Annotated in this window: 15 protein-coding genes; 12 read left to right on the top strand and 3 right to left on the bottom strand. The window is 44.6% G+C overall.

The annotated features are described in order from the left end of the window. The first annotated feature begins 130 nt into the window (after nucleotides 1-130). The 4 genes from IGI84_RS12670 to IGI84_RS12655 all read left to right on the top strand — a co-directional run bounded on the left by IGI84_RS12670 (nucleotide 131) and on the right by IGI84_RS12655 (nucleotide 4,943). A complete protein-coding gene (locus IGI84_RS12670) occupies nucleotides 131-1,747 on the top strand; it encodes a glycoside hydrolase family 43 protein (protein ID WP_220426425.1) in 1,617 nt (538 codons plus the stop codon). Further along, nucleotides 1,744-3,069, top strand: coding sequence for an ABC transporter substrate-binding protein (locus IGI84_RS12665; RefSeq protein ID WP_140965280.1), 1,326 nt, complete (start codon nucleotides 1,744-1,746; stop codon nucleotides 3,067-3,069). Before IGI84_RS12670 ends, IGI84_RS12665 begins: the two co-directional genes overlap by 4 nt. A 128-nt stretch (nucleotides 3,070-3,197) precedes the next feature. Beyond that, nucleotides 3,198-4,109 carry a carbohydrate ABC transporter permease gene (locus IGI84_RS12660; RefSeq protein WP_042890501.1) on the top strand — a complete coding sequence of 304 codons (912 nt, stop codon included), beginning with the start codon at nucleotides 3,198-3,200 and terminating at the stop codon, nucleotides 4,107-4,109. After that, nucleotides 4,110-4,943: a carbohydrate ABC transporter permease gene (locus IGI84_RS12655; RefSeq protein ID WP_005228444.1), complete on the top strand. Its 834-nt coding sequence runs from the start codon at nucleotides 4,110-4,112 to the stop codon at nucleotides 4,941-4,943. A 55-nt stretch (nucleotides 4,944-4,998) separates the two neighbouring features. On the opposite strand, the gene IGI84_RS12650 is transcribed toward IGI84_RS12655, so the two are convergent. Then, on the bottom strand, nucleotides 4,999-6,177 hold the full coding sequence (locus IGI84_RS12650) for an ROK family transcriptional regulator (RefSeq protein ID WP_096741648.1): 1,179 nt from the start codon (nucleotides 6,175-6,177) through the stop codon (nucleotides 4,999-5,001). A 250-nt stretch (nucleotides 6,178-6,427) separates the two neighbouring features. Here IGI84_RS12650 and xylB point away from each other — a divergent pair, with 250 nt between their 5' ends. The 7 genes from xylB (at nucleotide 6,428) to IGI84_RS12615 (ending at nucleotide 17,171) form a co-directional block, all read left to right on the top strand. After that, on the top strand, nucleotides 6,428-7,924 hold the full coding sequence (xylB, locus tag IGI84_RS12645) for a xylulokinase (RefSeq protein ID WP_220426423.1): 1,497 nt from the start codon (nucleotides 6,428-6,430) through the stop codon (nucleotides 7,922-7,924). 117 nt (nucleotides 7,925-8,041) lie between these two features. After that, a complete protein-coding gene (xylA, locus tag IGI84_RS12640; RefSeq protein ID WP_008380597.1) occupies nucleotides 8,042-9,349 on the top strand; it encodes a xylose isomerase in 1,308 nt (435 codons plus the stop codon). A gap of 141 nt (nucleotides 9,350-9,490) precedes the next feature. Next, a complete protein-coding gene (locus tag IGI84_RS12635) occupies nucleotides 9,491-10,957 on the top strand; it encodes a glycoside hydrolase family 1 protein (protein WP_207490732.1) in 1,467 nt (488 codons plus the stop codon). Nucleotides 10,958-10,993: 36 nt separating this feature from the next. Continuing rightward, complete coding sequence (locus tag IGI84_RS12630; protein WP_220426421.1) at nucleotides 10,994-12,403, top strand: response regulator; 1,410 nt, start codon at nucleotides 10,994-10,996, stop codon at nucleotides 12,401-12,403. A 137-nt stretch (nucleotides 12,404-12,540) separates the two neighbouring features. Further along, complete coding sequence (locus tag IGI84_RS12625) at nucleotides 12,541-13,440, top strand: ROK family protein (RefSeq protein WP_096741644.1); 900 nt, start codon at nucleotides 12,541-12,543, stop codon at nucleotides 13,438-13,440. Beyond that, a complete protein-coding gene (yicI, locus tag IGI84_RS12620; protein WP_194195144.1) occupies nucleotides 13,437-15,707 on the top strand; it encodes an alpha-xylosidase in 2,271 nt (756 codons plus the stop codon). Before IGI84_RS12625 ends, yicI begins: the two co-directional genes overlap by 4 nt. After that, nucleotides 15,708-17,171: a glycoside hydrolase family 43 protein gene (locus tag IGI84_RS12615; RefSeq protein WP_220426420.1), complete on the top strand. Its 1,464-nt coding sequence runs from the start codon at nucleotides 15,708-15,710 to the stop codon at nucleotides 17,169-17,171. A gap of 58 nt (nucleotides 17,172-17,229) precedes the next feature. On the opposite strand, the gene IGI84_RS12610 is transcribed toward IGI84_RS12615, so the two are convergent. Both IGI84_RS12610 and IGI84_RS12605 read right to left on the bottom strand, forming a co-directional pair. Next, nucleotides 17,230-19,014: a histidine kinase gene (locus IGI84_RS12610; RefSeq protein WP_220426419.1), complete on the bottom strand. Its 1,785-nt coding sequence runs from the start codon at nucleotides 19,012-19,014 to the stop codon at nucleotides 17,230-17,232. 10 nt (nucleotides 19,015-19,024) lie between these two features. Beyond that, nucleotides 19,025-19,630: a YesL family protein gene (locus IGI84_RS12605; RefSeq protein ID WP_086291759.1), complete on the bottom strand. Its 606-nt coding sequence runs from the start codon at nucleotides 19,628-19,630 to the stop codon at nucleotides 19,025-19,027. Between the two features lie 234 nt (nucleotides 19,631-19,864). Between IGI84_RS12605 and IGI84_RS12600 the strand changes: the two genes are divergently transcribed. Beyond that, nucleotides 19,865-20,806: an ABC transporter permease gene (locus IGI84_RS12600; RefSeq protein ID WP_015510289.1), complete on the top strand. Its 942-nt coding sequence runs from the start codon at nucleotides 19,865-19,867 to the stop codon at nucleotides 20,804-20,806. Nucleotides 20,807-20,813: the final 7 nt, after the last annotated feature.

The raw sequence follows: 20,813 nt of genomic DNA, 5'->3' as shown, positions 1-20,813 counted from the left end.
CTACAGCAGCAAGTTTCTTTTTTTAGTTAGGTATATTAGTAAAGAAAACTTACTAACTGAAAGAAGCTCATTCCTACTGTCTCTCAGTTGAATCACAAAATGCCAAAAAGGGAAAGAGGAGGAAATTTTTTTGATTACCAATCCGATACTAACAGGCTTTCATCCAGACCCGAGTATTTGTCGTGCAGGAGAAGATTATTACATTGCTACATCGACCTTTGAATGGTTTCCAGGTGTGCGCATCTTCCATTCGAAGGATTTGAAGAACTGGCGCTTGATCAGTACACCAGTCAATCGTGTCAGTCAGTTGAATATGCTGGGAAACCCTGATTCTGGGGGCGTTTGGGCGCCAAACTTAAGTTACAGTGATGGTCGTTTTTGGTTGATTTATTCAGATGTCAAAACCCAATCCAATAGCTGGAAAGATGTGAACAATTATTTGATCACCTGTGAAACCATTGATGGGGAGTGGTCAGAACCAATCTATATGAACTCTTCTGGTTTCGATCCCTCGTTATTTCATGACGACGACGGCAAAAAATATTTTCTGAACATGGTATGGGATTATCGCCCGACAAACCATTCCTTTTATGGGATCGCTCTTCAAGAGTTTGATTGGCAAGCCAAGAAATTGGTGGGGCAGCCCAAAATTATCTTCAAAGGAACAGAGCGCAAATTGACGGAAGCACCGGTTATGTATAAAGTAAACGGCTATTATTATTTATTGACGGCAGAAGGTGGCACCAAGTTTGAACATGCAAGTACCATCGCTCGTGGAACGCACATTGAAGGTCCCTATGAAGTTCATCCTCAAAACCCTCTGATCAGTTCCTGGGGACAGCCAGAGATCCTGCTACAAAAAGCTGGCCATGGTTCATTTGTGAAAACGCAGACCGATGAATGGTATTTTGTTCACTTAACAGGGCGAGCGCTGAAGTATCCAGAAACGCCCCTCTTAGAAAATCGCGGCTATTGCCCGCTCGGACGGGAAACAGCGATCCAGTCTGTTTATTGGGAAAATGATTGGCCGTATATCACAGGTGGAAACTTTCCAAAAGAGGAAGTCCCACAGCCACAGCTGCCCGAACATCCGTGGGAAACAGAATCAGGCTTTGATGATTTTGAAGAGAAGTCTTTGGCACCAGTGTTTCAAACCTTGCGGATTCCTTTTTCTGAGGAGATCGGTAGTTTGACCGCACGACCTGGATACTTGCGCTTGTATGGGCGAGAATCATTCAATTCCTTGTTCCATCAAGCACTGGTGGCAAGGAGATGGAGCGATTTTCGTTTCGAAGCAACGACTGCCGTCGAATTTTCACCGACCTCGTTTCTACAGTTGGCAGGCATGACGAATTACTACAATACACAAAATTGGTCGGCGATCTACATCACTCATGATGAGACGAAAGGAAAAATCATCACTGTATTGGCAAGCGAAAAGGGCCAACTGAAGAGTCAAAAAGCACCAGAAGTTATGATACCAGCCGATGTACAAACAGTCTACTTCAAAACGATCGTCAATTATGCCCACTATCAATACGCGTACTCCTTTGATCAAAATGAGTGGCAGGTCATCGATCAGCTATTTGACAGCTTGCAATTGTCTGACGACTATGTGGCAGAACATTACGGTGGGTTCTTTACGGGGGCTTTTGTGGGGATGTTTGCGATCGATACGACTGGCAATCGTTTGGCGGCTGATTTTGATTCATTTGACTATCAAAAAATCGAGGAGGAAGAAAGATGAAAAATTGGAAACGGGTCTTACAAACAGCGTCAGTGGCGGGCTTAGCGGCTTTTATGCTTAGTGGCTGCGGGAATGGTTCAGGAAACAGCGGCTCGGATAACAGCGCAACGGGAAGCAGTGGCAAGAATGAACTCGTGGTTTGGACCTTTACTTCAGAATTATCAACGATGATCAATGATTACTATTTGCCGGCGCATGACGATTTGGCCTATGACATTCGGATCGTGGAGATTCCTTCTGACCAATTCGAGACCAAGCTCGATCCGATTCTCGGTTCCAAAGATGCACCAGATGTGATTGCTTTAGAATCTGCCTTTGTCAAAAAATATGTGGAATCAGGGATGATGGCAGACCTTGGTTCACTGGGACTTGATGAAGCCGCGGCAGATACGTATCAATATGTCAAAGACGTAGGAACTTCAAAAGACGGGGTTCTTCATGCCTTGGCTTGGCAAGCTGCTCCTGGCGGGTTTTATTACCGGGCGTCGATGGCAGAAGAGCTGCTAGGGATCGATGATCCAGCGGCTGCGCAAGCGGCCTTGTCAGACTACGACAAGTTCTATGAGGAAGCCAAAGCAGTCAAAGAAAAAAGTGGTGGAACCACCTATATGATCTCTAGTGTCCAAGATTTGGCGAAGCCTTTTTATGGTCAACGCGAACATGGCTGGGTTGAAGACGGTAAATTAGTGATCGACGACAGTTTGTATGATTTGTTGGATATATCACGAAAATTTGTAGAAGAAGGCCTGACACAAGATACAGAAGGACAATCAGAAGCTTGGTTTGCTGGAATGAATAGCGACAATGTATTCGGTTATAGTTTGCCGACATGGGGGCTGCACTATTGGTTAAAACCAAATGCGACAGCTGCCGATAACTCCAGCTCAACAGAAGGGGACTGGCGCATGATCCAAGGACCGTCGTCGTGGTTCTGGGGCGGCACATGGATCGGTGCTACGGCAAATTCTGAGATGCAAGAAGAAGCGGCGCAATTGGTGGCTTACTTGACCACAGATCAAGCATTTTTAAAACAATGGGCCGAAGATACCGGTGATTTTGTATCGAATGAGCGAGTCGTTGAAGAAATTAAAAGCGAATACCAAGAGGAATTTTTAGGCGGTCAAAACCACTATGCAGAATTTGCCGATATGGTTCAAGACATCAACGCGAAAATTCTGACCGAGTATGACCAAACGATTGAAACCCTCTTTACGGATAGTTGTTTGACACCATATTCAAAAGGTGAAGTGGATCAGGAAACGGCGATCCAAAACTTTAAAGATGCGGTCGTCAATGCTTATCCAGATGTTCAAGTAGATTAGGTGTTGTTGAAACCGGCACCGAAGACGGGGTCGGTTTCAACCTTTTCTAGGTACTAGGCGCTGCTTAAATGGCTTGTCTTTATAGGCAGAAGTTGACAGTGGAAGAAAAAAATATCAGGGGGATTACGATGCAGAATAAGAGAAGATTTGAACAGTATCATCGCTATGGGCTATTATTTATCGCACCATTTTTTCTAGCATTCTTGGTTTTTCAGCTTTATCCAATTCTCTATACAATTTACCTGAGCTTTACAGATCTAAAAGGGTGGAATCCGACTGCCAATCTTGTCGGACTGGATAACTATCTTGCGATTTTTCGCAACCCGTTATTTTTAAAATCGATCAGCAATACCTTTATTTTGTGGGGCGTAAACTTTGTTCCTCAAATTGGCTTGGCTTTGTTGCTGGCGGCATGGTTTACCAATATCAAGCTGCGCTTGCGGGGGAAAGGCTTCTTCAAAGTCGCTTTTTACTTACCCAACATCATTACTGCCGCTTCAGTAGCAATCTTATTTTTTGTTTTGTTCAGTTTTCCGTTAGGTCCGATCAACCTAGTCTTGCAGCATTTCGGTGTTTTGGACCAGCCCTATGACTTTTTCCGTAGTGAAACGGGCACTCGGCTGATCGTTTCCTTTATCCAATTTTGGATGTGGTATGGTCAGACCACGATCGTTTTGGTTTCGGGCATTTTGAGCATTGATGATGCTCTTTTTGAATCAGCAATGGTCGATGGAGCCAATGATGGTCAAATTTTCCGCAAGATTACGCTGCCTTTGTTAAAACCAATCTTGCTTTATACATTGGTGACGTCCTTGATTGGCGGCTTGCAAATGTTCGATATTCCTTTTTTGCTGACAAATGGTAATCCCAACAATAGCGTCTTAACGATCACGATGTTTATCTACAACCAGGCCTTTACCGGGAGTCGGAATTTCAACGTTGCCGCAACCGCGTCGGTACTATTATTGGTACTTTCAATCGTATTAAGCACGTTATTGTTTCAATTTTTCAAAGAAAACAGCAAAGTGGGGCGAAAATAAATGGAAAATAGCTATCGAGCAAAACGATTGTTGATCTATGTCTTTTTGGTGTTGCTGACCATCCTAAGTATACTGCCGTTTTGGGTCGTCTTAGTCAATGCGACCCGTTCAGCGGAACAGATCCAGCAAGGGCTGTCCTTGTGGCCCGGCGGTAATCTCCAATACAACTGGTCCGTCTTAATGGGCAGAGGTTTCAATGTTTTCAATGGGTTTAAAAATAGTTTCCTGATTGCTGCTGGTGCTACCGTTCTCAATGTGTATTTTTCGGCGCTGACGGCTTATGGCGTGATCGCCTATGAATTTCGTGGCAAGAAAGTCCTGTTTGCTGTCATTCTTGGGCTGATCATGATTCCTCAGCAAATCAGCATGATCGGTTTTTATCAATTTATGAATCGCTTAGGGCTCTTAAATAATTTTCTGCCATTGATTTTACCAGCGATCGCATCACCCGCTACCGTTTTTTTCTTAAAGCAATATTTAGAAACGATCTATCATCCTGATTTGGCAGATTCTGCTCGTTTGGACGGAGCCGGCGAAATCAAAATTTTCCATCGCATCATGTTGCCCTTGATGAAACCGGGCTTAGCTACCATGGCGATTTTCTCGTTCGTGACCTCGTGGAATAATTTCTTGATGCCCTTGATCTTGATCAACGATACGGAAAAGTATACGTTGCCGATGCTGGTCCAATTGTTGAAAACTGATGTTTACCGTACTGAATTTGGCAGTATGTATCTAGGGATCTCATTAAGTATTATTCCTTTACTGCTGATTTACCTGTTTCTATCGAAATACATCGTGGGCGGTGTGACGGCTGGCGGAATCAAAGGATAGCGAGACCCTTTTACCAAAAGAAAACGCTGGACTGAGTTTTCAGTCCAGCATTCATTTAACGGATCACACGGGAGAGATCAAGTGCCGCAAAGCGCAAATCGTTGATATTCAAGAAATGTTTTGCCACTAGAACGTTACCGCCAAACAGCGGGGCTTGATCGCCTAATCGGCTGTTTTTGATCTTCGTGTTTTTGGTGAACTGACTGGTTAATTTTTGCTGCAGCGCCAGTAATAAATCAGGAATTTTGCGATAGACCGAGCTGTTGATATAGACTTCTTCGGGATCAGAAAAAGTGATGACATTGTTTAGCCCAATGCTAAGAAACTCAACATTTTGTTGCGCCAATTCAACTGCTGATTTTTCTCCGGCATGGTAGGCTTGTGCGAAGGTATCCGAATTTACGAAGGCAGTTTTTGTATAGTGACTGTAGGTGTCAAACAAGACTTTGTTCGAGGCATATTGCTCTAAGCAGCCTCGATTGCCGCAAGGGCACAAGTTGCCGTGAGGAAAGAGCGTAGAATGGCCAACTTCCCCCGCCATACCGTGAGTACCGGTTTGCAACTGCCCATCAACGATGATTCCGACACCGATCCCGCTATGGACGCTGACGCTCAGTAAATTCGTGGAATCAGAAGAAAAACAGTACTCGCCTAAAGCTGTTAAATTGGCTTCGTTTTCTATATAGACCGCCGTATTGTATTTTTGGCTCAAAGGGGCGATCAAATCAAAGTGTTCCAAGTCGTAGTAGGGGGCAAAGGTGATCGTCTGATTGTGAACGATGCCGTGGATCGCCAAACAGATTCCTACTAATCCATGAGTAGTTTGCGGCATTTGCGGCCAAAATTCTTTCATCATAGAATCGATCGTCGCCAGTACATTTTCTTTGGTGATCAATTCATGGGAATGATCGGCGGAGGCGATCATCTCGCCATTGATATAAGAAAGCATTCCACGAACATAGTTATAGCCGATGTCAAAGGTAACAGCTAAGCTGCTGCGGTGATTGAATTGCAATTGAATCGGTTTGCGACCACCGATCGAAGTGGAATCCCCAATGCCGACTTCGCGCACGAAGTCCGTGTCGATCAGTTTTTTGGTTATTTGAGAAACAGACGCTTTATTGAGATGGGTCAAATTTGACACTTCCGCTCTTGACACATTTTCATTGTCAATGATTGTCTTCAATACAGCCGCTTCATTTTGTTCGCGTATGCCCATTTTATTGATAATCATGTGTTCTCCTCTTCGTAGATGTGATTAGTGTTAGTTTACCGTGCAAATTAATATTGTGCAAGCTGAAGAATAAAGAAAAAACGAAGAATGTAGGAACAGTAGTTTGAGAACGAAAAACCATAAAAGAATCGTTGAAAGCGCTTGACAGGAATGCGAGAATCGTTTACTATCCAATTAGTTAGTTTTGAATGCTAATTAACCTATTGAGGGTCAATGGTTAACTGCTTCAAACAGAGGAAGGAGAGAAGAGATGGCTTATTTTTTAGGGTTGGATCTAGGAACAAGTGCGTTAAAAGGCCTAGTTTTTGATCAAACCGGGGAACTCCAAGGAACAGCAAGTGCTGACTATCCATTGTCATCCTCTAGACCGGGGTTCAGTGAGCAAGAGCCGGTGCATTGGCAAGAGGCGGCAGATAAGGTAATCAAAACCTTGATCCAGCAGCTTCCAAAGCTGCAGAAAGAATTGATCGGCATCAGCTTTTCCGGACAAATGCATAGTCTTGTTTTACTGGATGAAGAAAACCGAGTCATTCGCCCGGCAATATTATGGAATGACGTTCGAACCACCAAACAATGTCAAGCGATCATGGCATCCTTTGGAGAGGAAATAAAAGCAATCACCAAGAATGTTGCTTTGGAAGGGTTCACCTTACCAAAAGTTTTATGGGTTCAAGAACATGAGCCTGAACATTGGCAACAAGTTCGTCACATGATGCTGCCAAAAGATTACTTGGCTTTTTGGCTGACTGGTAACTATTCGATGGATTATTCCGATGCAGCGGGTACATTACTGCTGGATATCGAAAAGAAGTGCTGGTCTGAAGCCATTCTAGAAAAATTCGCAATCGCATCGGATTTACTGCCGCCGCTTTTTGAATCAGCAGCGCCTGTAGGGCAAATGCGAAAAGAGCTGCAAGAAGCCTTTGGCTTTGAACAAGAGGTGACGATCTATGCAGGTGGCGCAGACAATGCCTGTGCTGCATTAGGGTCAGGGATCATTGCCGAAGGTGTCGGCATGGTGTCGATTGGCACTAGCGGTGTGTTCTTATCCTTTGAAGAAGCGCAAGAGGTTGATTATCAAGGCGATCTACACCTTTTCCGTCATGCGATCAAAGACAAGTTGTATTCAATGGGGGTCACGTTAGCCGCTGGAAATTCCTTAAGCTGGTATCGTGATACGTTTGCCCCAAACCAATCGTTTCAGGAATTGCTTTCAGCGATCAGTGAGGTAAAACCGGGGGCAGAAGGCCTGCTGTTTACGCCTTATATCGTGGGCGAACGCACCCCACATACCGACAGCCAAATCAGAGGAAGTTTTATTGGCATTGACACACGGCATCGCGAAAAGCATTTCAGTCGTGCCGTCTTAGAAGGGATCACCTTCTCTTTGAAAGATTCCCAAATGATCATGGAAGAACGAGCACAGCGGAAATTCACCCAGATCGTTTCTGTGGGGGGCGGTGCGAAAAATGCCGAATGGCTGCAAATGCAAGCCGATATTTTTAATGCAGAAATGCTGACTTTGTCTACTGAGCAAGGTCCAGGTATGGGCGCAGCAATGCTGGCAGCAATCGGCAGTGGCATTTATCCAGATGCAGGTGCTTGTGTTAACGCCTTTGTCAAATATGGAAAGGCCATTGCACCGATTCCTGAAAATGTCGCCAAATACCAAGAAATCTATGCGATCTACCGGACCGTCTACCAGCAGACCGCGCCTATCTGCCATGCGTTGGCGCAAATCGAATAGCGTAATGGCCACAGGCAATCTGCTTGATCAAAGCGAGGAATCGTTTTTGGTTCTAAATGATTGGAAACAAGTAAGTTAGTTTATTACACTAAAAAACATAAAATGGAGGCAACAATAATGACTTATTTCCCAGAGATCGAAAAAATCCGCTACGAAGGTCCTAAAACAGACAATATGTTTGCATTTCGCCACTACGATGCCGAAGAAGTTGTTTTAGGCAAGAAAATGAAAGATCATCTACGTTTTGCAATCGCCTATTGGCATACCATGACGCAAGACGGCTCTGATCCTTTCGGCGCACCCGTCAACAAACGGACGTGGATCGGTGACACCGAAATGGAAACAGCGAAAAATCGAGTAGAAGCCTTCTTTGAGATTTGCGAAAAATTAGGAGCAGAGTTCTTCTGTTTCCATGATGTTGACGTGGCACCTGCGGGAGAAACGTTAGAAGAATTTTTCCAAAACTTAGACGAAATCACCGATTTAATCAAAGAAAAAATGGAACAAACGGGAATCAAACTATTATGGAATACAGCAAATATGTTCTCACACCCTCGTTTCAACAACGGCGCTGCTTCCACCAATAATGCGGAAGTTTACGCGTATGCAGCAGCCCAAGTTAAAAAAGGCTTAGATATCTCGAAAAAATTAGGCGGTGAAAACTATGTCTTCTGGGGCGGCCGTGAAGGCTATGAAACCTTGTTGAATACAGACATGAAATTTGAACAAGACAACATCGCCCGTCTATTCAAAATGGCGATCGCTTATGGCGAAAAAATCGGTCATAAACCGCAGTTCTTATTAGAGCCGAAACCAAAAGAACCATCAAAACACCAATATGATTTTGATGCAGCGACAACGATGGCCTTCATTCAGCACTACGGCTTAGAAGGAGATTTCAAATTAAACCTAGAAGCCAATCATGCAACATTAGCTGGTCATACCTTTGAACATGAAATCGCTGTTGCCCGCAGCTATAACGCATTAGGCTCACTGGATGCCAACCAAGGAGATATGCTGTTAGGATGGGATACGGATGAATTCCCAACTAACGTTTTTGACTCGACACTCGCTTTATACGAAGTCTTAGAAAACGGCGGCATCGCACCGGGAGGAATCAACTTCGATTCTAAAGTCCGTCGTTCGTCATTTGAAATGGAAGATCTGTTGTTAGCCCACATCGCTGGTATGGATACGTATGCCCGAGCGTTGAAAGCAGCAGCCAAACTAAAAGAAGACCGCTTTTTAGACGAGTTGAAGGAAAAACGATACGCCTCGTTCCAAGAAGGCATCGGAGCGAAGATCGTTGCTGATGAGGAAAACTTAGAAACACTGACAGATTACGCATTGGCGCATGATCAAATCGAATTAGAATCCAGCCACATTGAATATGTGAAATCGCGTTTGAATGATTATCTGTTTTAATAAGAAACGACTGTCGTTCTGAGGAGCGACAGTTTTTTCACCTAAAAAATATCTTTTGGCAATTGTTACGAATCAACCAAATTATGATACGATAAAATGTAACCGATTTAACTCGGTTTAGGAATTGAAGGAGGCAACTTGATGTTTCACACAAACTTAGATCCTTTCCCAGAAAACTTCTTATGGGGGGCGGCTTCGGCGGCCTATCAAATTGAAGGTGCGTGGGCAGAAGACGGCAAAGGTCCGTCGATTTGGGACACCTATGCCCAAATTCCCGGCAATACCTTTGAGGAAACCAACGGCAAAGTGGCGATCGATCACTACCATCGATACAAAGAAGATGTTGCCTTGATGAAGCAAATGGGCTTGAAAGCCTATCGCTTCAGTGTGGCGTGGTCGCGAATCTTGCCTGATGGCGAAGGCGTGGTCAACGAAGCGGGTGTGGCGTTTTACGAAAAGCTGGTGGACGAATTGCTTCGGCAAGGAGTAGAGCCGGTTTTGACGCTGTATCATTGGGACCTTCCTCAGGCTTTGCAAGACAAGTACCAAGGATGGGAGGGGCGAGAAACAGCAGCGGCATTTGAACGGTATTGCCGAATCCTTTTTGAACGCTTAGGAAAGAAAGTCACCTATTGGGTCACCATGAATGAACAAAATGTCTTCACTTCCTTAGGGTACCGTTGGGCGGCACATCCACCGGGCTTGAAGGACTTAAAACGGATGTATGCAGCCAATCATATCATCAACCTTGCTAATGCAAAGGCGATCAATTTGTTCCATGAGCTGGTTCCACAGGGCAAGATTGGTCCAAGTTTTGGCTATGGTCCGATGTATCCGTTTAGCTGTGACCCAGAAGATGTGCTGGCAGCAGAAAATGGCGAAGCCTTCAACAACGCGTGGTTTTTAGATGTCTACTGCAAAGGTGAATACCCGAAATTTGTCTACAAGCAATTAGCCAAAGTCGGTCTGGCTCCTGAAGTTACTCCAGAAGATCAAGCACTATTAAAACAGGCAAAACCTGATTTCTTAGGAATCAATTACTATCACGGCGGGACGGCCCAGCAAAACAATTTGCAAAAGCAGTCAGCTGAAAAGAAAGAATTTTCTAAAGTCGATCCGTATTTGATGCAAGCGGCAGCTGGTGAGTTCTCACCCGAAGAAACCATGTTTGCGACAGCAGAAAATCCTCACTTGAAAAAAACAGATTGGGGCTGGGAGATCGATCCCGTTGGTTTCCGTGTAGCCTTGCGGCGCATCCAAGCCAATTATGACTTGCCGATTTTTATTACTGAAAATGGGTTAGGCGCTATCGATCAATTGACAGAAGACAAACAGATCCATGACCCATATCGCATCACCTATTTGCAGGAACATCTGGTGGAACTGCAAAAGGCCATCACGGATGGGGTTGAGCTGATCGGCTATTGTGCTTGGTCCTTTACAGATCTACTAAGTTGGTTGAATGGATACAAAAAACGCTATGGGTTTGTTTATGTTGATCGCGACAATCAAAGCGAACGTCAGTTGGCGCGCATCCCGAAAGATAGTTTTTATTGGTATCAAGAGGTGATTCGCACCAACGGGGCAAGTTTGACAAGTGAAACATGATGTAACGAAGGAGTAGCTGAAAATGGAGGTTGGAAAATGCGTAAAGTGTTGATCGTTGACGATGAAGCATCGATCCGAAATGGGCTACCTCTGATCATCGATTGGGAACGTCTGGGGTATCAAATCGTCGGGTCGGCGGAAAACGGCGAAGCTGGCTTGGCAATGATCCGCGAATTGAAGCCAGATGTTGTGATCGCTGATATCCGTATGCCGGGAAAAAATGGTCTTGAGATGGTGCAAGCAGCATCGGAGGAAGGGCTTTTGTTTTTTGCCATTATTTTGTCCGGATACTCAGATTTTGATTATGCCAAACAAGCGTTGCAACTGGGCGCTGTGACCTATTTGCTGAAACCAGTTGATGAAGAAGAGCTGATCGGTATTTTGACGAAAATCGATCAAAAAGCCAAGACCGATCAGCAGAAAAATCAGAAGAGTCAGTTGATGGAGAAATTGTTTGGCGGGGATCCAACGGGGATCAAAGACGCACAAGCCATCAAGCTATTGCGACTTCCCGAGGAGGCAGATGCCCAAAAGCTGGTTGAGAAATTGCAGGAGCAAGTGGCGCAAGTCATCACCTTGATCCATCGGCATCATCGGTATTTGGTTTTGTTAAACGAGGAACGCTTTCCCGACGAGGCGATCGATGCGTGGTGCCGCAAAAAAATGGCTCATCAAGAGATCTTGATCTCTCGCTGGTTTGCGGCGCAAGATAACTTGAAGCCATTGATGATCGATATCCAGACATTAAGTAAATTAATTTTCTTATTTCCCAATCAAGTCATTTCCCACCATGTTTTGGATACGACCCGAGAAGCAGAAGAACGAAGCGATTTGCGTGAAGAATTAGTTAAGGCGATTTTGGCAAACGATCCATTGGAAAAGCCGTTATCCCGCTATTATCAAACCTTTTATCATTCATTGGCATTGGAAGAAGAGATCAAATGGCAAATCAATGGTGACATCGAATGGTTGCAGCATCAAATCAGTGAAAAAGTAGCCTTAGCAATCGAATGGTCGACAGACGAAGTGCATCAGCAGATTTTTCTCGCCCAAACGTTTCCGATGCTGCAAGAGGTCATCACCGCAAAACTAGCAGCCTTGCAAGCAACAGTCGCCAGCAGTTTGAACCAAATCGATATCATTGCAGAATTGATCCAATATACAAAAAAGCATTATCAAGAAGATTTGACCTTGAAAAAAATCGGGGAACGTTTCAATTACAATAGTGCCTATCTAGGCAAGAAGTTTCGCAAAGAAACCGGTAAAAATTATTTGGCGTTCTTGGATGAAGTACGAATGGAAAAAGCGGTGGAAATCTTACGTCATTCCAATCTAATGGTCTACGAAGTCGCTGAATTGGTAGGCTACAGCAATGTTGATTATTTCTACAAAAAGTTCAAACAATACCATCAGGTTTCACCAAATGAGTTTCGGAAAAATGAATAACCACAAAGATGTCCGTGATTTTCTACGGACATCTATTTTTTAGGGTAACGATGACTAAATTGCTTGGTAGGTTTTCTTTTTTTTCTTTTATATAATTTAGATGAAACTGTAAGCGCTTTTTGAACGGAGGAGGAGAAATGACAGATGTACGCCTGTGCTTTGATGTAGGCGGGACCTATATCAAATTCGGGGTTTTTACCGAGAAGAATCAATGGCTGGACCGAGGCAAAATCAAAACCCCGAGTAATACGCGGGATGAATTTTTTGCTGCCTTAGCTGCCAAAATACAAGAAGTCGAGCAAGCGCATGTTATCGAAGCGATCGGGCTGAGTTTTCCTGGTTTCATTGATTCAGTCAATGGCCGAGCGATCATGGCGGGGGCGTTGGCTCCTTTACACGGCTGTGCTGTCGTACAAGAGCTGCAGCAGCGTTTAACCAAGCCCTATCCGATCTGGATCGAAAATGATGCGAAATGTGCTGCTTTAGCAGAACTTTCGACCGGCAATGCTACTGACGTACAAGATTTTGTCATGATCACATTAGGTACCGGTATTGGTGGCGCGCTCGTTCATCAGCGCCAGTTGATTCACGGGAATGGGTTTCGGGCAGGAGAATTCGGGATGATGATCACTGATTTTCAAGCATCTTCTTTTGCGACCCTCCATGATCTAGCTTCAACGAGAGGACTGATTGCTGCCTATCGACGGGCAAAAGCGATTCCTGAATCAGAGGAGATTTTAGGCGAAACCATCATGCAGCAGCGGTCGAGTGATCCTGAAACGCAGGAGATTCTGAAACAGTGGGCACGTTATGTCGCACTTGCGATTTACAACCTAGCTGTCACGATGAATCCCGAAAAAATACTGATCGGCGGCGGCATCAGCCAAAACCCTGATCTATTAGCTATAATCAAACAAGCAATCAATGAGAACCCCCATTGGCCAGATTTCCAAGTGCCGATTGAGACTTGTCGTTACTATAATGATTCCGGTCTGTTAGGGGCGTTGACATTGATCCAACAAGGAGGAAAAAAATGAAATTTTCAGATGGCGGTTGGTTATTTCGTGAAGGATTTGATGTGAAATTTGCGGTGCATGTCTACGATGCCCGTAAAGAAGAAAACAAATTGGTCTTATATCTGCCTTATAGCTATGTCGGGCATAAAGGGGCAACCTTGGATGGCGGATTGTTAACGATGGAAGTCACTACCCCTAGAACCAATATCATTGGGATCACCCTCTATAATTATAAGGGAGTCCAAGCCAAAGCCCCCGATTTTGAATTGATGACAGAAGCGATCACTCCTGATATTTCAGAAGATGAGCAATCGTATGTTTTTCGCTCGGGAGACTTGCAAGTCGTGATTAGCAAAGAGGAAAATGTGACAGCTTCGTTTTATTACAAAGACCAGCTGATTACCCAAAGCAAACCTCGCAGTAAAGCCTTAGTGATTGATCCGCAAGCAAATACCCATATCAGCGAACAGTTGACCCTGGATGTGGGAGAAACGATCTATGGTTTAGGGGAACGCTTTACAAATTTCGTGAAGAACGGCCAAAGTGTTGATATTTGGAATGCCGACGGGGGCACTGGTACGGAGCAAGCTTACAAAAATATTCCGTTTTATGTAAGTAATAAAGGGTATGGCGTCTTCGTCAATTCACCAGACCGGGTGCAATTTGAAGTGGGGAGTGAAAAAGTTTCTCGTGTTCAATTCAGCAATCCAGGACAATCGCTGCAGTACTTTGTGATCGCCGGTGATGAGTTAAAACAAGTGATCCAGCGCTACACTGATTTGACGGGGAAACCGTCGCTGCCACCTGCGTGGTCCTTTGGGTTGTGGCTAAGTACCTCGTTCTTGACGGATTATGATGAACAAACCGTAACATCTTTTGTAGACGGTATGGCAGAACGTGAGATTCCCCTTGAGGTCTTTCATTTTGACTGCTTATGGATGAAAGAATACGAGTGGTGCAACTTCACGTGGGACGAACGAACTTTCCCAGAACCGGAAAAAATGCTGCAGCGCTTGAAAGCCAAAGGATTGAAAATCTGTGTTTGGATCAATCCTTACATTGGGCAAAAATCCCCCTTGTTTGACGAAGGAATGGCGAATGGCTACTTTTTGAAACGCGCCAATGGAGATGTCTGGCAATGGGACAAATGGCAAGCAGGTTTGGCGATCGTCGACTTCACCAACCCTGAAGCGGTCGCTTGGTACAATAGCAAGCTGCGTGCCTTATTAGACATGGGTGTGGATTGCTTCAAAACGGATTTTGGGGAACGGATTCCCACCGATGCGGTATACTATGACGGCTCTGATCCAGAAAAAATGCACAATTATTACGCCTACCTATACAATAAAGTCGTCTTTGACTTGCTGAAAGAAGTCAAGGGAGCAGAAGAAGCCATCGTTTTTGCGCGGGCAGCTTCGGTTGGTTCGCAACGTTTGCCTGTACACTGGGGTGGCGACAGTACCTCAGATTATCCATCGATGGCAGAGTCACTGCGAGCAGGTCTGTCCTTTGGGTTAGGCGGCTTTGGGTATTGGAGCCACGATATCTCAGGGTTTGAAGCTGGCTCAACCCCAGACCTTTACAAGCGCTGGACACAATTTGGTCTGCTGTCTTCCCATAGCCGTTACCATGGCAGCTGGGAATACAAAGTGCCTTGGGTCTATGACGACGAAGCCGTGGCGGTAGCCAAAGCCTTTACCAAGTTAAAATTGTCCTTGATGCCTTACTTGCAAGCCCAATCGGTGCTAACCGCCCAAACGGGGATTCCGATGATGCGGGCGATGGTCTTAGAGTTTCCTGAAGACGAGATGACCCATCATTTGGATCGCCAATACATGCTGGGGGAACACCTTTTAGTTGCACCCATTTTTAATGATCAAGGAACGGTCTCCTTTTACGTACCGAAGACGAAGGGGCATTGGATCGACTACTTATCTGGCAAAGCCTACGAGGGCGGACACTGGTACCAAGAAACCTATGACTATTTCCACTTGCCACTGTTAGTCCGACCAAATCAACTGATTGTCGAAGGCCATGAACAAACCAAAGCAGTCTATGACTATGCCCAACATCCAACGATCCATCTCTTTGATCCGCAAGACAAGACCGCTGCCGCTATCTATGATCACCACGGTGAATGGCTTGGCGAGGTAGCTGTCGAAAGAGTCGCTCAAGAACTGATCGTCAAGCTGACTGGCATCCAGCAAGCATCCTTGCAGATTCACACGACTGCTGGAAAAACGAGCCATGAGCTGACCGCTGACCAAACCACGATAAAGGAGTTCTAGATGCCCATGCGAACCATCACGAATCCAATTTTGCCTGGATTTCATCCAGATCCCAGTATTTGCCGTGTCGGTGAAGACTTTTATCTGGTGACGAGTACCTTTGAATATTTTCCTGGATTACCAATCTATCACAGTAAAAACTTGGCAGACTGGCAGCTGATTGGCCATGGACTTTCGCGACCTGAGCAGCTGCAGTTATCGACTGAAAATCCCAATGCTTTTGGTCTGTATGCCCCAACCTTGCGTTTTATCAAGGACCGCTTTTACCTCGTTTGCACCAACGTTGGCGCAAACGAAGGAGGAGAAGGCAACTTTCTGATCTGGACGGATGACATCGCCGGTGAATGGTCTGCCCCGATTTGGCTGGACACTCCTGGGATCGACCCGACGATTTTCGCAGATGACGATGGACAGACCTATTACTTAGGCACCCATAAGGAGATCTATCTGCGGACGATCGATTTGGTTTCTGGAGAACTAGGCCCGCGCCAAAACATTTGGACGGGCAGCGGAGCGGCTGATCCAGAAGGCCCCCACTTGTATAAAAAAGACGGCTATTACTACCTGTTGATCTCCGAAGGCGGAACGTCCTATGGGCATATGCTGACCATGGCCCGCAGCCGTTCCTTGACGGGACCCTACGAAGCATGCCCCAACAATCCAGTGATGACCAATCGCAGTACGAATTTGCCACTGCAAGCCGCAGGGCATGCGGATCTCGTGCAAGATACTAAAGGCAACTGGTGGGCAGTCTGTCTAGCAGTACGCCCCATCAGCTATCCTTTGAGGCATTTGTTAGGGCGGGAAACATGCCTACTGCCAGTGGACTGGTCAAACCCATGGCCGGTGTTTGGCGAGGAAGGTCATTTACCAGAAACCATTCAGGTAGACACAGCGGCAGCACTAAAGGAAACACGAAAGGAGAGCAGCAAGCCTGATTACGTGACTTTATTCGAATGGGACCCAACATTGATTGAAGAAGAGCCACATGGCTTCTTGCTGCATCCTAATCAGACGGGTCTGTCTGATCAAGGCAAACTCGCCGCAGTGTTCCAACGGCAAACCGCCTTTGAGCAACAATTTCAGGCAACCTTTGATTGTCGGCAACTAACGGATGGACAAGCAGGATTGACGGTTCTCTTAAATGCCACCCATCACTATGAGGGTTACCTTGAAAAAACGGCATCTAGTCAGCAGCTGGTTTTCCGCCGACAAATCGGTTCCTTATGGAAAGTGGAAAAGAAACTGCCTTATGCAGCAGATATGGTCACCTTGCAGCTGAGCGCCGATAAAGAAACCTATCGTTTTTCTGTTCTTGATGAACAAGGACAAGCACAGCCTTTAGGCAGTGGAGAAACAAAATATCTGACTACTGAAGTCGGTGGTGTCTTTACTGGAATCATGGTGGGCTGTTACGCCAGTGCTTCTTCACCACAACAAACCGTTCGTGTGCGGGATTTCTAATCAATCAAAAGCCCCCCTTCGATTTCTGAAACAGGAATCGAAGGGGGGCTTTACTGTTTTAGCGAGGAGAAAATGAATCTTGGCTTAGATCGTGGATCCGCAAGGTGACTTGTGTGCCGCTGCCCAACACACTCTCGATCGTTAAGCCGTATTCAGGTCCATAAAACATTTTGACCCGATGATTGACATTGGCTAGCCCAATGTTCTTTTTGGCATGGGTGGAGGGCGTCTTGATTTTTTGCTGCAAGTGTTCAAGTTTTTCTGGCGGTATCCCGCTGCCGTTGTCTTGTACCACGATCACCAGATCATGGCCGTCTTTAGTGATCGTCAAACGGACAAATCCTGGATAGGTGATGCCTTCCAAGCCATGGGAGATGGCGTTTTCCACCAATGGCTGAATCAGGAGGGGCAATATTTGGACTTCTTTTTGGTCGATCTCATTGGAGACTGAATAGGAAAAGTTGACTCGATCGCCAAAGCGCATCCGCTGGATCTTGACATACACGTGAACGGCATCTAAGGACTCTTCTAAACTCGTTCGCTTGGTCCCGTGGGCTTCTAGCGTATAGCGCATCGATTTTGCCAGTAATTTGATGGCATAAACTACGTCTGAATTGCCGGAAGTCAGCGCCATCATGCGAATCGTTTCTAACGTATTGAACAAAAAGTGGGGATTGATCTGCCCCGCTAAGATATTAAATTCCATTTGCTGCTGCTGAGTCAATAGCTCTTGCTGTGCCAAACGCGAGCGGTAGATCTCTTCTTCTTTTTTCTTGATTCGTTGAATGATCTTATGGAAATCAAGAGAGATCTGAGAAATTTCATCTTCGCCGCTAATATTTTGAAAGAAATCATAATCCTCGATCGAGGCAAAGTAGACCGCCTGCTGCAGTTGAGAGATTCGTTTGGTAAAGAATCGAGCAAAGAGAAAGACGATGATGAAAGTAGTGATCAAAATCACCAAAACGATCGTGCTCCACCGGATCAGATTGGCGCGTAGATTGCGATAGGCATTGGTATCCGCACTATAAATTGTGATGATGTCTTCTTTGTTACTCATGGGTAAGGTGCTTTTTGCAATCAGAAAACGATCATCATTTTTCTTGAGAAAGGTGTCTGCTGTACTTAGTTCAGAATCACTTGAAAAACGAATTGGTTCCCCGACTTGATTGATCGTATCACTGTAAAAGTTGACATCATCGTTCAGTTGCAGTTCTAATTTATAGGAAGAATTACGAAGTCGGTTACTTAAATAATTGTAATCCACTTGAATGGCTAAAACGGCTCTTTCCTCAGAGAGCGGCAGGGGAAGATTTTTATATAAGGTGAGCCGATTCATTTCCCCCTCTTGTTCAGAGGTCATTAAAAAAGCATCCGGCTGTTTCATTGCTCGTTGGTACCAGAGGCTTTCTTTGATCGCATCATCCGCTTGGCGAAAGAACTTGTAATCTGGAATCGTCTCATTTGTAGTATAGATGGTCAAATCAGCAATCGAAGTTTGTAAACTACGTATTTCATCGATACGTTCATACTCACTAATCGTATCAACTGCTTCTTGTTCTTCTGAGAAAGCAGTTGTCAAAATCGTGCGTAAATGCGTATCATTAGAAAGCGTGCTGGCTGAGTTGGTCAAAGTGTTAGTGGTATCGAACAAAATAGATTTGACACGCTGAGCATTCAGCTCTGTAAGATGCTGATAATTGCCAGTCAATTGTTTGGTAGAGTCCCAAACCAACATCAAACCGATAGTGACGGTCGAAAGAATAATAATCGGCAGATAGATAATAAACAACTGTCGACGAATAGAGAACTGGTTGAGGTGTTTTACAAAGGAATGTTTCATTCAATCATCCTCACGCTTGATATCTGGTGAAAATCTTTAATAAGAGAAAGCAACTGCAGTAGATAACAAAAGCAATTCCGAACATCAGAAAGAGTATTCTGAAAAACGGTACGAATAACCATAATACACTGGTAATCACTAGTATTAACAACAGCATCATTGAACGCAGTGGTTCAACCAGCGGCAGCAACATCGCATTTTTAAGGGTTTGTTTGATCGTCGTGTCATATCGACCAACCAATGCTAAGCTATAAATCAGCACGATCAAGAAATAACTGCCTAAAATCAAAGCAACTATGCCAACGATACCGGCAAAGAGTGTCTTGAGGGAAAACCAGAAGCTAATACTGAAAATCAAGATTACCAATGGTAGGAGCAAGACAAAAAATACGACAGTTGCTGGTTTCCAATTGCTTTTTAAGGCTTGAAAATAGTCAGGTATCAATTCGCCTCTTTCACCATCAGCATAGTTGAGGCAGACTTCATACAAAGCGGATGTGGCCCAGCCAATGGTAATGACGGGCAAACATAATAAAAGATAAACAATATTTAAAAAAATGAAATGGATGAGTGTCGTCGTTACTTGATGAAACGTACTGTCGGGTTTGAACTTCATTAACTGTTCCTCCTCGTTGATGTTATTTGTAGTTTACATGTAAATCAGGCATTTTGAAAGCCTTATCAAAATTGTTTTTTTATGTTAAATGCTGATTTAATAATGTTTCTGGACAAGTTGTTATTTAGAATGTCTAAAATGTACGTATCAAAGTCCATTTTTGTCAGATGGCAAATAGAAGATGAGATGATAGGATAATTAATGTAAAGCGTTTACAATGCGAGGGGGATGAAAATGGAGATTGGAAGAAATAAAGAACCGGTTATCAGCAAGAGGGCAAACCGAGAAGGAAAGATCATGTTCCTTTGTGTCTTGCCTTTTCTTTGCTTAGTATTTTTATTTGCTTATTTTCCTTTACACGGATGGATTTATTCATTGTTTGATTACAAGCCGGCGTTAGGATTATCCGGAAGTGAGTTTGTCGGATTAAAGTGGTTCCGCATGCTGATTTCAAGTGAAACGCAAGTTGCACAGATCGTGCAAGTCATGAAAAATACTTTTGCGATGAGCTTTTTAGGTATTGCTACATCGATTTTTCCTGTGGCTTTTGCAATTCTCTTAAATGAAGTCAAATGGAAGTGGTTTAAAAGTTTGGTGCAGACGTTGACTACATTGCCCAACTTTATTAGCTGGGTGTTGGTTTATACCATTGCTTTCAGTCTCTTTTCTACGACGGGCCTATTGAACACACTGCTAGAAGAGTGGGGACTGATCACAGATCCAATCAAATTCTTAGACAGCGGCAATCATACGTGGCTGATGATGTGTCTATGGAACATCTGGAAAGGTTTGGGCTGGGGAGCAATTATGTACTTAGCGGCGATTGCGGGGATCGATCCTGAATTGTATGAAGCCGGACGAATTGACGGCGCCAGCCGCTTTCAATTGATGCGCCATATCACGCTACCTGCGCTGATGCCCACGTTTTTAGTCATGTTGATGCTGTCGATTGCTAATTTGCTTAATAACGGGATGGATCAGTACTTTGTATTCCAGAATGCCTTCAATAAAGAAACGATCCAAGTGTTGGACCTCTATGTCTATAACATCGGTCTTGGCGGCAATAGTTTGTCATTAGCAACTGCCATCAGTATGCTGAAAAGTTTAGTCAGCGTCGCTCTTTTGGCAATCGTTAATATTGCATCAAAGAAAATCAGAGGGTCATCGATCATCTAAGGAGGGA

The organism is Enterococcus sp. DIV0008, assembly GCF_050542615.1.
GTDB lineage: Bacteria > Bacillota > Bacilli > Lactobacillales > Enterococcaceae > Enterococcus_D > Enterococcus_D innesii.
Note: the sequence above shows the minus strand (reverse complement) of the source record. Positions and strands in the feature narration are given on the sequence as shown.

Excerpts from the sequence above, each read along its gene's own strand:
- IGI84_RS12665 (WP_140965280.1), top strand. The coding sequence starts at position 1,744 with ATGAAAAATTGGAAACGGGTCTTACAAACAGCGTCAGTGGCGGGCTTA.
- IGI84_RS12660 (WP_042890501.1), top strand. The coding sequence starts at position 3,198 with ATGCAGAATAAGAGAAGATTTGAACAGTATCATCGCTATGGGCTATTA.
- IGI84_RS12655 (WP_005228444.1), top strand. The coding sequence starts at position 4,110 with ATGGAAAATAGCTATCGAGCAAAACGATTGTTGATCTATGTCTTTTTG.
- IGI84_RS12650 (WP_096741648.1), bottom strand. The coding sequence starts at position 6,177 with ATGATTATCAATAAAATGGGCATACGCGAACAAAATGAAGCGGCTGTA.
- xylB (WP_220426423.1), top strand. The coding sequence starts at position 6,428 with ATGGCTTATTTTTTAGGGTTGGATCTAGGAACAAGTGCGTTAAAAGGC.
- xylA (WP_008380597.1), top strand. The coding sequence starts at position 8,042 with ATGACTTATTTCCCAGAGATCGAAAAAATCCGCTACGAAGGTCCTAAA.
- IGI84_RS12635 (WP_207490732.1), top strand. The coding sequence starts at position 9,491 with ATGTTTCACACAAACTTAGATCCTTTCCCAGAAAACTTCTTATGGGGG.
- IGI84_RS12630 (WP_220426421.1), top strand. The coding sequence starts at position 10,994 with ATGCGTAAAGTGTTGATCGTTGACGATGAAGCATCGATCCGAAATGGG.
- IGI84_RS12625 (WP_096741644.1), top strand. The coding sequence starts at position 12,541 with ATGACAGATGTACGCCTGTGCTTTGATGTAGGCGGGACCTATATCAAA.
- yicI (WP_194195144.1), top strand. The coding sequence starts at position 13,437 with ATGAAATTTTCAGATGGCGGTTGGTTATTTCGTGAAGGATTTGATGTG.
- IGI84_RS12615 (WP_220426420.1), top strand. The coding sequence starts at position 15,708 with ATGCCCATGCGAACCATCACGAATCCAATTTTGCCTGGATTTCATCCA.
- IGI84_RS12610 (WP_220426419.1), bottom strand. The coding sequence starts at position 19,014 with ATGAAACATTCCTTTGTAAAACACCTCAACCAGTTCTCTATTCGTCGA.
- IGI84_RS12605 (WP_086291759.1), bottom strand. The coding sequence starts at position 19,630 with ATGAAGTTCAAACCCGACAGTACGTTTCATCAAGTAACGACGACACTC.
- IGI84_RS12600 (WP_015510289.1), top strand. The coding sequence starts at position 19,865 with ATGGAGATTGGAAGAAATAAAGAACCGGTTATCAGCAAGAGGGCAAAC.